A 12,282-nucleotide genomic window follows, 5' to 3' on the forward strand; every position below is an offset into this window, starting at 1 on the left:
TCAGACTGCTGGTGGTGGCTGTCAGATCGCCATCGCGGGCAAGCCCGGCTCCCACAGTGTAGGGTGTCGCTTGCTGGAATGGGTTCAGCTGAAACAATGCTAAACCGGGGTTTTCGGCCTACCTTGTAGGATCCTGCCACATCTTGCCGTTTGGTGATCGAGAAAGCGGCACGTATGATGCATCCCAAACTCCCGCAGATTAGAAGCCTATGTCCCTGATAGTTCTACTGCTGCTGCCTTTTATCGGCAGCTGTCTGGCGGCCTTGCTGCCGCATAATGCACGTAACACCGAATCCCTGCTGGCCGGCCTTGCGGCCTTGGTCGGCACTATTCAAGTCGCCCTGCTCTACCCCCAGATCGCCCACGGTGGCGTGATCCGCGAAGAATTCATGTGGTTGCCCAGCCTTGGGCTGAACTTCGTGTTGCGCATGGACGGGTTTGCCTGGCTGTTCTCGATGCTGGTGCTGGGTATCGGCACGCTGGTGTCGCTGTATGCGCGCTACTACATGTCGCCGGACGACCCGGTGCCGCGTTTCTTCGCATTTTTCCTGGCCTTTATGGGCGCCATGCTCGGCCTGGTGGTTTCCGGCAACCTGATCCAGATCGTGTTCTTCTGGGAACTGACCAGCCTGTTCTCGTTCCTGCTGATCGGCTACTGGCACCACCGCGCCGACGCCAGGCGCGGGGCTTATATGGCCTTGATGGTCACCGGCGCGGGCGGTTTGTGCCTGCTGGCCGGCGTGATGCTGCTGGGGCATATCGTCGGCAGCTATGACCTGGACCAGGTGCTGGCGGCGGGCGATCAGATTCGTGCGCACTCGCTGTACCCGGTGATGCTGGCCCTGGTGCTGATCGGCGCCTTGAGCAAAAGCGCCCAGTTCCCCTTCCACTTCTGGCTGCCCCACGCGATGGCGGCACCGACTCCGGTTTCTGCCTATTTGCACTCGGCGACGATGGTGAAGGCCGGCGTGTTCCTGCTGGCCCGCCTGTGGCCGTCGCTGTCCGGCAGCGAAGAATGGTTCTGGATCGTCGGCGGCGCCGGCGCGATCACCCTTCTCCTCGGCGCTTACTGCGCCATGTTTCAGAATGACCTCAAGGGCCTGCTGGCCTATTCCACCATCAGCCACCTCGGGCTGATCACCCTGCTGCTGGGCCTCAACAGCCCGCTGGCCGCCGTCGCTGCGGTGTTCCATATCCTCAACCACGCTACCTTCAAGGCCTCGCTGTTCATGGCGGCGGGCATCATCGACCATGAAAGCGGCACGCGGGATATCCGCAAGCTCAGTGGCCTGGTGCGGCTGATCCCGTTTACCGCGACCCTGGCAATGGTGGCCAGCGCATCCATGGCCGGCGTGCCGTTGCTCAATGGCTTCCTGTCCAAAGAAATGTTCTTCGCCGAAACCGTGTTTGTTTCATCGACCGCCTGGGTGGAAATCGCCCTGCCGATGATCGCGACCATCGCCGGCACCTTCAGCGTGGCGTATGCGCTGCGCTTCACAGTCGACGTGTTCTTCGGCCCGCCCGCAACCGACCTGCCCCACACGCCTCATGAACCGCCGCGCTGGATGCGCGCACCGGTTGAGTTGCTGGTATTCACGTGCCTGCTGGTGGGGATTTTCCCGGCCCAGGTAGTCGGTTCGATCCTCGCCGCCGCCGCACTGCCGGTTGTCGGCGGTGTACTGCCCGAGTACAGCCTGGCCATCTGGCACGGCTGGAATGCACCGATGATCATGAGCCTGGTGGCCATGTCCGGCGGCGTGGTGCTGTACCTGCTGCTGCGCAAGCAACTCAAGCGCGGTCGCTTCAAGTACCCGCCCGTCATCAGCTACTTCAACGGCAAGCGCATGTTCGAGCGCAGCCTGGTAGTGATGATGCGCGGCGTGCGCAAGATCGAAAAACGCATCAGCACCAAGCGCCTGCAAACTCAGCTGTTCCTGCTGGTGCTGGCGGCGGTGGTGGCCGGCCTGATCCCAATGCTCAACAGTGGCCTCAGTTGGGGCGACCGGCCGAAGATCCCGGGTTCCATCGTATTCGTCACCCTATGGCTGCTGGCAATCGCTTGCGCCTTGGGCGCCGCCTGGCAAGCCAAGTATCACCGGCTGGCAGCCCTGACCATGGTCAGCGTGTGCGGCATGATGACGTGCATCACCTTCGTGTGGTTCTCGGCGCCGGACCTGGCGCTCACGCAACTGGTGGTCGAAGTGGTGACCACCGTGTTGATCCTGCTGGGCCTGCGCTGGCTGCCACGACGCATCGAAGAAGTGTCGCCATTGCCCAGTTCGCTGCGCAAGGCACGCATCCGTCGCCTGCGTGACTTCCTGCTGTCCACCGTGGTGGGCGGCGGCATGGCGCTGTTGTCCTACGCGATGCTGACCCGCCAGACGCCCAACGATATCTCCTCGTTCTACCTCAGCCGCGCCCTGCCCGAAGGCGGCGGCAGCAATGTGGTGAACGTGATGCTGGTGGACTTCCGTGGCTTCGACACCTTGGGCGAAATCACCGTACTCGGCGCCGTGGCGCTGACGGTCTATGCCCTGCTGCGTCGGTTCCGCCCCTCGAAAGAAAGCATGCAACTGCCCGCACAACAGCGCCAGTTGGCGCCGGACGTGGCCACCGACCTGGTCAACCCGCGCCAGGCCAGCGACACCGCCCTGGGCTTCATGATGGTGCCGGCGGTGCTCGTGCGCCTGCTGCTGCCGATTGCGCTGGTGGTGTCGTTCTATCTGTTTATGCGCGGCCACAACCAGCCGGGTGGCGGGTTCGTCGCAGGCCTGGTGATGTCGGTGGCGTTTATCCTTCAATACATGGTGGCCGGCACCCAGTGGGTCGAGGCACAGATGAGCCTGCGGCCGATGCGCTGGATGGGCTTCGGCCTGCTCTCTGCAACATTAACCGGGCTTGGCGCATTGTTTGCCGGGTACCCCTTCCTCACGACCCACACCTGGCATTTCAGCCTGCCGGTGCTGGGCGATATCCATATTGCCAGCGCACTGTTCTTCGACATCGGCGTGTACGCCATGGTCGTCGGTTCGACGCTGTTGATGCTCACCGCCCTCGGTCACCAATCCGTGCGGGCCCATAAACCGAGCAACCAGGCGAAAGCCGTTGCCGCAACGGAAGGAGCCGCCTGATGGAAGAAGTCATCGCAATTGCCATTGGAGTCCTGGCGGCCTCCGGCGTCTGGTTGATCCTGCGACCACGGACGTTCCAGGTGGTGATGGGCCTGTGCCTGCTGTCGTACGGGGTCAACCTGTTCATTTTCAGCATGGGCAGCCTCTTTATCGGCAAGGAGCCGATCATCAAGGACGGCGTGCCGCAAGACCTGCTGCACTACACCGATCCCCTGCCACAAGCCCTGGTGCTGACGGCGATCGTGATCAGCTTCGCCATGACCGCCTTGTTCCTGGTGGTGCTGCTGGCTTCCCGGGGCCTGACCGGTACGGACCATGTGGACGGCCGGGAGCCCAAGGAATGAATTGGGTCAACCAAATGATCGTTGCGCCGATCCTGCTGCCACTGCTGACGGCCGCACTGATGCTGATGCTGGGCGAAAAACGTCGCCCGCTGAAGGCAAAAATCAACCTGTTCTCCAGCATTGTCGGCCTGGGCATTGCCATTCTGCTGCTGTACTGGACGCAACAAGGCGGCCCCGGCTCAATCGGCGTGTACCTGCCGGGCAACTGGCAGGTGCCGTTCGGCATCGTACTGGTGGTGGATCAACTCTCGGCATTGATGCTGGTACTCACCGGCATTATCGGCGTGAGTGCGCTGCTGTTCGCCATGGCTCGCTGGGACCGTGCCGGTACCAGTTTTCATGCGCTGTTCCAGATCCAGATGATGGGCCTGTACGGCGCCTTTCTCACGGCAGATTTGTTCAACCTGTTCGTGTTCTTCGAGGTGCTGCTGGCCGCGTCCTACGGCTTGATGTTGCACGGCTCGGGCCGCGCTCGGGTGTCGTCGGGGCTGCATTACATCGCGATCAACCTGCTGGCGTCGTCGCTGTTCCTGATTGGCGCGGCGATGATCTACGGCGTGACCGGCACGCTGAACTTTGCTGACCTGGCACTGAAAATCCCGCTGGTGCCGGAGGCGGATCGCGGCCTGTTGCACGCAGGCGCGGCGATTCTGGCGACGGCATTCCTGGCTAAAGCCGGCATGTGGCCGTTGAACTTCTGGTTGGCGCCCGCCTATTCCTCGGCCAGCGCACCGGTGGCGGCGATGTTTGCGATCATGACCAAAGTTGGCGTGTACACCGTGCTGCGCCTGTGGACCCTGCTGTTCTCCGGCCAGGCCGGTGCTTCGGCGCTGTTTGGGGGCGACTGGCTGGTGTACGGCGGCATGGCGACCATTATCTGCGCGGCGCTGGCGATGTTGGCCGCGCAACGGCTGGAGCGCATGGCGAGTTTGAGCATTCTGGTGTCGGCCGGGATCCTGCTGTCGGCCGTGGGTTTTGCCCAGCCAAGCCTGACCGCCGGCGCGTTGTTCTATCTGGTCAGCTCAACCCTGGCCTTGAGCGCGCTGTTCCTGCTGGCTGAGTTGATCGAGCGTTCGCGCTCGGCCAATGACCTGCCGTTGGATGAAGAAATCGATGCCCTGCCCAAAGCCATGGAATCTCTGCATCCGCGTCCCGGCGTCAACCTTGATGACGAGCAGAAAGCCGTGGTCGGCCAAGTGATTCCCTGGACCATGGCCTTCCTCGGCTTGAGCTTTGTCGCCTGTGCGCTGCTGATTATCGGCATGCCGCCGTTGTCCGGGTTTATCGGCAAGCTCAGCTTGTTGAGTGCGCTGGTCAACCCAATGGGCCTGGGTAACGCGGTGGATGAACCGATCCGGCCGGCCGCCTGGGGCCTGGTGGCGCTCCTGATCCTGTCCGGCCTGGCTTCGCTGATCGCCTTCGCCCGCCTGGGCATCCAGCGCTTCTGGACCCCGGAAGAGCGTCCATCGCCCCTGCTGCGTCGCTACGAGTGCTTGCCGATCTTCTTCCTGCTCGGCCTGAGCATCATTCTGACCTTCAAGGCCGAACCGTTGATGCGCTACACCCAAGCCACCGCCGAGAGCCTGAACAATCCGGAACACTATGTGATGGCGGTAATGGCGACGCGTCCGATACCGAGCCCTGAAGCCAAAACCGCGGCGTTGGAGGTGCAGCCATGAAGCGTCTGTTGCCTGCCCCATGGTTGTCGCTGGCATTGTGGGTGTTGTGGCTGGTGCTGAACTTGTCGATCAGCCCCGGCAACCTGTTGCTGGGCGCGCTGCTGGGTTTTCTCGCGCCGCTGCTGATGGCACCGCTGCGCCCGTTGCCGATCCGCATCCGCCGCCCAGGCGTGATCATCCGCCTGTTTTTTCGGGTGGGGCGCGACGTGATCGTTTCCAATCTGCATGTGGCATGGGGCGTGTTGGTCTGCGGCTCGCGGCCACCGCGCTCGAGGTTTGTGAAAATCTCGCTGGACCTGCGCGACGCCAACGGCCTGGCCGTGCTGTCGATGATCACCAGCGTCACGCCCGGCACCGTCTGGTCGGAACTGGCGCTGGACCGCAGTATTTTGCTGATCCACGTGTTCGACCTGGATGACGAAGCGCAGTTTATCCAGCACTTCAAACACGCCTACGAGCGGCCCCTGATGGAGATCTTCGAATGAGCGCCCTGCTCTCCAATGCGATCCTGCTCAGCCTGTTCCTGTTTTCCCTGGCGATGGTGCTGACGCTGTTACGCCTGTTCAAAGGCCCTTCCGCGCAGGACCGGGTCCTGGCGCTGGATTATCTGTACATCCTGGCGATGCTGATGATGCTGGTGCTCGGCATTCGCTATGCCAGTGACACCTACTTTGAAGCGGCGCTGCTGATTGCGCTGTTTGGCTTTGTCGGGTCGTTCGCCCTGGCCAAATTCCTGCTGCGTGGCGAGGTGATTGAATGATGCCGTTATGGGTTGAAGTGAGCGTGGCGCTATTGCTGGTGCTGAGCAGCGTGTTTGCGTTGATCGGCGCGATCGGGTTGCTGCGCATGAAGGACTTTTTCCAGCGCATGCACCCACCCGCGCTGGCCTCGACGCTGGGCGCGTGGTGTGTGGCGTTGGCGTCGATTATCTACTTTTCGGTACTCAAGTCCGGGCCGGTATTGCACGGGTGGTTGATTCCGATTTTGTTGTCGATCACGGTGCCGGTGACCACGCTGCTATTGGCGAGGACGGCGCTGTTCCGTAAGCGCATGGCCGGCGATGATGTGCCTGCCGAGGTGAGTAGTCGCCGAGCCAAATAGCCGAGCGACTCCATCAGCCCGTCGGCACTAGGGGGTTTGAGGGGTAAAGCCTTGAAGTGGCGAGCCGAACGGCACACCGCTATCGGGATCGATCGCATACCATTTTTCCTGCTCCTTGATGGCCTTCAGCGTTACCTGGTTAACCGTACCCTGTATGGGCGTCACCGGCTTGGCATTCGCCTTCTTGAGCATCTCGGATACGGTGGGAGCAGCATCATTGGCAAAGCGAGCCTTTGCGAAAAGATCAACAGGTACGTACACCCCCATCCCGATCCCGACGGGAACGCCCTTGCGCGCACGTCTTAGAAAATCTCCCAGTCGACTCGGCTGGTTCGGCAGACCAAAGAAGCCTTCACTCGGATTAAATATCCCCCGCAGCAATGCAGTGCCTTCCTTGAGAACAGAGACACGAAATGCCTGCTTGTTCAGCCGTGATGCAAACCTGATCGCGTTCCATGCTTTGCGGGTGGCCTGTAATCCTCCCGCGCCAATAAACAGCAACGTATCAATTGCCAAGCCTTTCAAGCCGTCCTTGATATTGCCCTCATAGATGTCAACCAATGGGCCGATGAACGAAATCATCGACACCAGCGCGCGACCATTTTCTTTGCTCATCAGACGATTGACGTAGCCCCGAACGTTATCTTCGCTGGGCAGCACTGCATTCGCATGATCAATGAATGCCTGGCGATGCCCGCTATAGTTGCCTATGTAATTCCCCGAAAGTATAACGTCGATAATCGCCTGGCTTTTGGCGGAGCCAAAGGTGTCAGGCACCCACTCATTGCGGTTGTCACCCGACCCTTTCGACGCAGCCGCCGCCATGGAAGCCCCTACTTTGGAAATGATCACCTTCGACGAGGTATTGTTACGAGGCGCCTCCCCCGTGAGGTATGCGTTGAAATCAAAAGGTGCTTGAGTGCCCCGCAAATACCGAAGTGTCTTCGTGCCACTTCGCCATCTGGGCACGGTCTCTTCTTCGATGACACCATCATTCAGGCTCAATCTTTTCCCCGCCAAACTGGCCGTGCGATCAATAACCGTCCCGGACGTGGGGAAAAACTCAAGCAACCGATTTTTTCCCTCGTATTTGATGACCAGCAACACCCCGTGCCAACCCCGATTCTCGGCGACTTTACTTCCCCTGCCGGCGTCTTCGGGCTGCGTCTCACCGGTTTCCCGACGCAGCCTATAGACCTGGACCTCGCCCCATTCCATAGCCTGCCGAACGTCAAGCGGCAAGTCTGCAAGACTCATCTTCATGAGTGAGGGCATCGCCCCTTTGACATTACTCAGATAGTGATCGACTGCACCCCCGACCTGATCGGCAATAGGAGGAAGTGTCTTTATCCGGGCGTCAAATTGCGCTTGTGTAATCCGAGGATGACTGAAGGAAAACCAATGCTGATGCAGATCCCCCGTTGCATACGCCTCAACCAACGTCGGCCACTTCGTATTAATGCCGACACCTGAGAGGCTGCGTTGAGTGGCGGGCTTTCTCACTGTGATTGTTTCTATCTCACTGTCAGTCAACTCCGGGAACGCTTGTTTCAGCGCCTTGATTGCGAGGCTGCTACGGGTGGGCGGTGCCGTCCCCAGGGTGACTATGGATTGCTCGACCGCCTCGGAACGACGAGTAATGCCGTCAGAAGCCAACTGATAATCGCCGGGCGTATAGTTACCGTCACTACGCCGGGGCACAGTACCGGTCATGATTCCCACATCGAGCACCCGCTTTGCACCCAGTGCTATAGCCAGGGCTTGCTGTTGCGGCTGGACGGTTTCCAGGGTGGTCAGTGCTCCAAGCTCATTCAGGCTCATGCCGCGACTGGCTCCAGCACCGCCCCACACTTCGGCCAATGCACTGCCCAGGCTAACCGTCATCCACGCCGGGCTGCCTACACGTATTTTGTCTGGAGACTGACGTAGCGGCTCAGGGAGCTTTGTTGACTCCTGCTGGTCAGGTTTCACCAGAAACTCCGGGGCGGCGTGTGCCAGGAACAGATGAGCCACCAACGGCGCAGCACGTGCGCTCACGCCTTTTTTCTCGATTAAGTGTTTTTCAAAGTCTTTGCGTACAGCCCGCATTTCACGACCCATATTGGCCGGAGTGTAAAATTGATAACCGGCGGCGCTTCCCTGGGCGGCGGGAACATTAGGCTCGACACTGAGCATGATGGCGGCGGTCAGCAGACTTTTGCGTTGCGCGGCATCGATATCGTCATCACCCTCCCCCTTATATCAACCCAACGCCTGGGCGAGTTCCCGACCCCACTGCTGGGCCTGCGGGGTGTTGAGTAGTTCGTCCCAGATCGGGTCTGCCTTGGCTGCTGTTTCCTGCGGGTCGACTTGCGTCACGATCTGACGCCCCCATGCGAGCCCTATGGTATTGGCGCCATACTTCTGATCCGTCGCCAGCGAAATCAACGTAGTTTTGTCGCTCGCCGACAAGGTGCCCGCAGCCCATGCCTGGGGCAGTAATTTCGCATAATTGCCGACAGGCGCAGTCGGTGGGAAGTGGGTGCGCAACCATTGGGCGGCGGCGCGAGCCTGCCCTGCGGTATCGAGTGCACCCAGGCCCATCGACCTCGCGACCTGCCGCAGATCGTGGCGATCGTCTGAGTAGAGCGCGTTACCCGTCTGCTCGCTCAACACGACAACCGCCGCTAATGCGTCTTTCAACGGCTGGCTCCAACGATCACTGACAGGTACATCCAGCCACTGATTCAGGGTCGGTTGCAGCACTTGCAGGTGGCCTTCGCTGATACGAACCGCCTGGTCCGGCAAGGTTTGCCCCAGATCCGCCAGAACACCCTGCATCTCAGGCAGTGCAACCAGCTCGGCCAGGCGCCTGCGGGCCTCATCATCACGTTTCAACGGGTTTGTTCGAGAGACCTCAAACTCGGTACCCGATAACGATAATGGCCTACTGTCCGCAACGCCCAGCGCCGTGCGTTCCAGCGCGTCGGCGAGGTTTTCTCGATCATCGAGCTCATTGATAACACGCTTTGACCATTCAGACCGGAGTGGGTGATTGCGTGTTTCCGCTGCAGACAACGCAGGCCAGCCTGCCTCCAGGCTTGTCACAAGCGCATTCGCTTGCTCGGCGGTATGTGGCGGACTGACGCCATAAAACAAGCTCGCCACATTCCGCGAAATTTGCTGGCTGTTGATAGAGACATAAGGCACACCCTGGTGCGTGGGGTCTAACGCCTCAAGCGCGTGCATCACACGCGCCGATACCTGCCACCAACCAGAGGTGTCTTGCAGGGTGTATGCCTGATGAGAGGTCACGCCATTATGGGTAACAAGGCCCGATACAGCGTTTTTGCCGATCGTCACCGAGTCCAGGGAAAAACCCTTGCCCCTCAACCAGGCTAAAACCTCGGGCTGATTCAGCACGCGCTTGTAGATGTCGAACGGCTGAGACATCAGCGACCGCACGGGCACGGTCACCAGCGCATCCGGCACACTGCCCATCTGCGCAATCAACTGCGTCTGAAGGGTTTCATCTGCATCGGCGGAGTGAGAGTGCGCACCCGCCAACAGGCCCAGCGTGTTGCGCGCAGGTTTGTCAGGCGTCTGCACAAGCGCGCGTTTCTCGCGCCGTACAGCGACAGGGTCGGTACCCTCGGAAGGTTGCCCGAATCGCCCGGGCGATCTCAGGCCTCCACGTGTTTCGATGGGCGCGAACACGGGCAATTGTTTTTGATCGCCTTCCGGTGCAGGCGGCGCAAAACCGCCCAGGCTTTGGCGTGCAGGTTGGGGAGACTCGGAGGATGAAGCGAATGTGAAAGGTGAATTATCCGCGGGCGATGGGCGCCCATTTTGAGAATTGGCGTACGGGATAAGGGAAATTGGCATAATCAATCCTCTGCAACAGAGCCACTGAAAAGTGTCCTCGTCCTAAGAACCGTTGCAGCCAAACTAGGAAAAAAAACCCGCCCCCTCTATAAGAGAATTCTGATCCTCCCATTAAAAAATCCAGGCAACCGAAGCCCTCTCACCGTTCTTTATATTTCTCAGGCCTGCCCCCACATTTGGATGGGGGGATAGCGCCAGATAATCCTTAAGCAAACGAGCGGATGCGCGCCGCCAACTGCGCCAATTCGGCATCATCTGCCCGCACGAAATCGTGGGACGAGATATAGCCCTCATAGGCCTCAAAAAATTTATCCACTTTGGAACTGATGGGCTTGAATGCGCTGTCCTGACCCGTGCCATGCATGGGGAACAGCTTCGCGTGCAGATGATCCACGCCGTACCCTTCCAGCATCATCCCCGTGCGCGCCACGTCAGGAAACGCCCGATCAATCTGCAGCGCGGTTTTCTTCGCCGCCACGACTAAATCAGCCAGCACGGCATCTGACTGCGCAAACGCATAGCTGCCGTAATGCTGCTTGGGGATCACCACACTGAAACCCGGCGTGTTGGGGAAAATCGACAAGAACGCCATATGGTGTTCGTCCTCCCACAGAATGTGGGCGGGAGAGGTCCTTCGGACAATGCTGCAAAAAATACAATCCATCTTGGATATCCACCGGTTTCTTCATGAGTTTGGTCGTCGCCGCCCTATAAAACCATGATTCGGCGGGCGTCAAAAAATGTATTTCCACAAAGTTCCTCGACAAAAGCCGCCTAAGCGTTATGAATCGCCAGCAAAGGCGGTGCGACGGTTGAGCAGTTGGCGAGTATTGCGGGCTTTGGGATACGGGCGGTTGGTGCAAAACTGTAGAGGACTATGTGTTCAAGGAGATTTACTTTTAATGGATATCAAATGCTCCGTCTTCATCGCGGCCAGCGTCGACGGTTTCATCGCTCGGCCAGACGGTGATATCGAGTGGCTGCACCGGCCAGAGTACGAAACCGCGCAGCTGAATGGCCTGACCTACGACAGTTTTATCGCCACGGTCGATGCGCTGGTGATGGGCCGCAAAACCCTGGAAAAAGTCGTGTCCTTCCCGGAGTGGCCCTATAAAGGCACGCCTGTCATCGCCCTCTCGCACCAATCATTAGCGCTACCCGCCCATGTGCAGGGCAAGGTTGAGGTGATGTCGGCGGACGTCACCACCCTCGTCAAACAGTTAGCCGAGCGCGGCATGAAACACCTGTATATCGATGGGGGCCAAACGATCCAGGCGTTTCTTGAAGCAGGCCTGATCGACGAGTTGATCATCACCCGTATTCCGGTTCTGTTGGGCAAAGGGGTTCCCCTGTTCAGCCAGATCGGCAGTGAGCGTGAACTGCGCCATGTCGGCACGTATGTGTCGCAGAATGGGTTTGTTCAGAGTACGTATCGGGTCGTTGAAGCAACCTGACGCTCCTATAGCGATGCGGTTAACCGCCATGCCAACACTCGGAAGTTTCCGACAGCTTTTTAGGGTTACCCCTCGGAAGATGGCTGCCTAATCTTCCGGGGTCGCTGCAAATTCAGCGACCGGGTTTCGCAGCCCGGTTAAACTCTAGACGCACAGCGTCCACCTCAAGATAGCGGGCGCTTTTTTATGCCTGATGTTATGGCGGCTGTGCGCGGGATACCTTCGGGTATGCCGGGTGCCTAGAGTCCCGGTCTGCGAACCTGCGTACAGCTGCCACCCGATTATCGTTTCGCAGCGATGGGTGGTGACTCCAATACTCTAGGAGCTTCGCCATGATTAAAGACAGTCCAAACCCGCCGTCAGATTCAACCGCGTTTCACGCTGCTGCTCATCGAGCAATTAACCATTATCTGAATCCTTCCGAGAAACCAGAGGCGTCTGCTGAAAGCCATGGTGTGTTTACCGTGCGCGAAGGATTAGACGTCGAGACGCTGCTGGTCAATGCTTCGGAGGATCTTGCGTCAGTTCAAGCGCTGGCAAGCCATTTGGCGTTTGAGGTAGACGGCAATCCCCGCAGCGTGGTGCTCGGAATTTGCCGGATGCTGGAGGGAATCCAGTTGATGGTGGAAAAAACACTAAGCCTCAATTCCAGCCCAACGCAGGCATAAACCCAACAACAGCGGGTATGCAGAGTGGGCACGGTAAAATG

The 12,282-nt window shown here is 59.4% G+C and carries 11 protein-coding genes; 8 read left to right on the forward strand and 3 right to left on the reverse strand.

What is annotated here, in order from left to right; genetic code table 11:
- Positions 1-209 precede the first annotated feature (209 nt).
- Genes A7J50_RS17530 through A7J50_RS17555 form a run of 6 tightly spaced genes read left to right on the forward strand, consistent with a single transcriptional unit; the run spans position 210 to position 6,255 of the window.
- Positions 210-3,131: a monovalent cation/H+ antiporter subunit A gene (locus tag A7J50_RS17530; RefSeq protein WP_064452952.1), complete on the forward strand. Its 2,922-nt coding sequence runs from the start codon at positions 210-212 to the stop codon at positions 3,129-3,131.
- Positions 3,131-3,475, forward strand: a complete 345-nt coding sequence (locus A7J50_RS17535; protein ID WP_007986256.1) for a Na+/H+ antiporter subunit C — start codon at positions 3,131-3,133, stop codon at positions 3,473-3,475. The genes A7J50_RS17530 and A7J50_RS17535 overlap by 1 nt, the downstream gene beginning before the upstream one ends.
- On the forward strand, positions 3,472-5,154 hold the full coding sequence (locus A7J50_RS17540; protein WP_064452953.1) for a monovalent cation/H+ antiporter subunit D: 1,683 nt from the start codon (positions 3,472-3,474) through the stop codon (positions 5,152-5,154). Before A7J50_RS17535 ends, A7J50_RS17540 begins: the two co-directional genes overlap by 4 nt.
- Positions 5,151-5,639: a Na+/H+ antiporter subunit E gene (locus A7J50_RS17545; protein ID WP_064452954.1), complete on the forward strand. Its 489-nt coding sequence runs from the start codon at positions 5,151-5,153 to the stop codon at positions 5,637-5,639. The genes A7J50_RS17540 and A7J50_RS17545 overlap by 4 nt, the downstream gene beginning before the upstream one ends.
- On the forward strand, positions 5,636-5,914 hold the full coding sequence (locus A7J50_RS17550) for a K+/H+ antiporter subunit F (protein WP_064452955.1): 279 nt from the start codon (positions 5,636-5,638) through the stop codon (positions 5,912-5,914). The genes A7J50_RS17545 and A7J50_RS17550 overlap by 4 nt, the downstream gene beginning before the upstream one ends.
- Entirely contained in the window at positions 5,911-6,255 is a 345-nt protein-coding gene (locus tag A7J50_RS17555) for a Na+/H+ antiporter subunit G (protein WP_064452956.1), read from the forward strand. The genes A7J50_RS17550 and A7J50_RS17555 overlap by 4 nt, the downstream gene beginning before the upstream one ends.
- 27 nt (positions 6,256-6,282) lie before the next feature.
- On the opposite strand, the gene A7J50_RS17560 is transcribed toward A7J50_RS17555, so the two are convergent.
- The 3 genes from A7J50_RS17560 to A7J50_RS17570 form a co-directional block, all read right to left on the reverse strand.
- Positions 6,283-8,430: a hypothetical protein gene (locus A7J50_RS17560; protein WP_064452957.1), complete on the reverse strand. Its 2,148-nt coding sequence runs from the start codon at positions 8,428-8,430 to the stop codon at positions 6,283-6,285.
- 66 nt (positions 8,431-8,496) lie between these two features.
- Positions 8,497-10,119, reverse strand: coding sequence for a hypothetical protein (locus A7J50_RS17565; protein WP_156526288.1), 1,623 nt, complete (start codon positions 10,117-10,119; stop codon positions 8,497-8,499).
- 205 nt (positions 10,120-10,324) lie between these two features.
- Entirely contained in the window at positions 10,325-10,783 is a 459-nt protein-coding gene (locus tag A7J50_RS17570) for an HIT family protein (RefSeq protein WP_064452959.1), read from the reverse strand.
- 238 nt (positions 10,784-11,021) lie between these two features.
- On the opposite strand from A7J50_RS17570, the gene A7J50_RS17575 reads away from it, so the two are divergent.
- Together A7J50_RS17575 and A7J50_RS17580 are read left to right on the forward strand one after the other, a co-directional pair.
- The gene (locus tag A7J50_RS17575) at positions 11,022-11,573 is read left to right on the forward strand and encodes a dihydrofolate reductase family protein (RefSeq protein WP_064452960.1); all 552 of its coding nucleotides are present in this window, start codon (positions 11,022-11,024) and stop codon (positions 11,571-11,573) included.
- Between the two features lie 332 nt (positions 11,574-11,905).
- Positions 11,906-12,241 (forward strand): DUF6124 family protein, encoded by a 336-nt coding sequence (locus A7J50_RS17580; RefSeq protein WP_064452961.1) that lies wholly within the window; start codon positions 11,906-11,908, stop codon positions 12,239-12,241.
- Positions 12,242-12,282 lie beyond the last annotated feature (41 nt).

The organism is Pseudomonas antarctica (assembly GCF_001647715.1).
GTDB classification, from domain to species: Bacteria; Pseudomonadota; Gammaproteobacteria; order Pseudomonadales; family Pseudomonadaceae; genus Aquipseudomonas; species Aquipseudomonas antarctica_A.

Bases quoted from the DNA above. Each gene is read 5' to 3' on its own strand.
- A7J50_RS17570 (WP_064452959.1), bottom strand. From the start codon at position 10,783: ATGGATTGTATTTTTTGCAGCATTGTCCGAAGGACCTCTCCCGCCCAC.
- A7J50_RS17555 (WP_064452956.1), top strand. From the start codon at position 5,911: ATGATGCCGTTATGGGTTGAAGTGAGCGTGGCGCTATTGCTGGTGCTG.
- A7J50_RS17535 (WP_007986256.1), top strand. From the start codon at position 3,131: ATGGAAGAAGTCATCGCAATTGCCATTGGAGTCCTGGCGGCCTCCGGC.
- A7J50_RS17565 (WP_156526288.1), bottom strand. From the start codon at position 10,119: ATGCCAATTTCCCTTATCCCGTACGCCAATTCTCAAAATGGGCGCCCA.
- A7J50_RS17550 (WP_064452955.1), top strand. From the start codon at position 5,636: ATGAGCGCCCTGCTCTCCAATGCGATCCTGCTCAGCCTGTTCCTGTTT.
- A7J50_RS17580 (WP_064452961.1), top strand. From the start codon at position 11,906: ATGATTAAAGACAGTCCAAACCCGCCGTCAGATTCAACCGCGTTTCAC.
- A7J50_RS17575 (WP_064452960.1), top strand. From the start codon at position 11,022: ATGGATATCAAATGCTCCGTCTTCATCGCGGCCAGCGTCGACGGTTTC.
- A7J50_RS17560 (WP_064452957.1), bottom strand. From the start codon at position 8,430: ATGCTCAGTGTCGAGCCTAATGTTCCCGCCGCCCAGGGAAGCGCCGCC.
- A7J50_RS17545 (WP_064452954.1), top strand. From the start codon at position 5,151: ATGAAGCGTCTGTTGCCTGCCCCATGGTTGTCGCTGGCATTGTGGGTG.
- A7J50_RS17540 (WP_064452953.1), top strand. From the start codon at position 3,472: ATGAATTGGGTCAACCAAATGATCGTTGCGCCGATCCTGCTGCCACTG.
- A7J50_RS17530 (WP_064452952.1), top strand. From the start codon at position 210: ATGTCCCTGATAGTTCTACTGCTGCTGCCTTTTATCGGCAGCTGTCTG.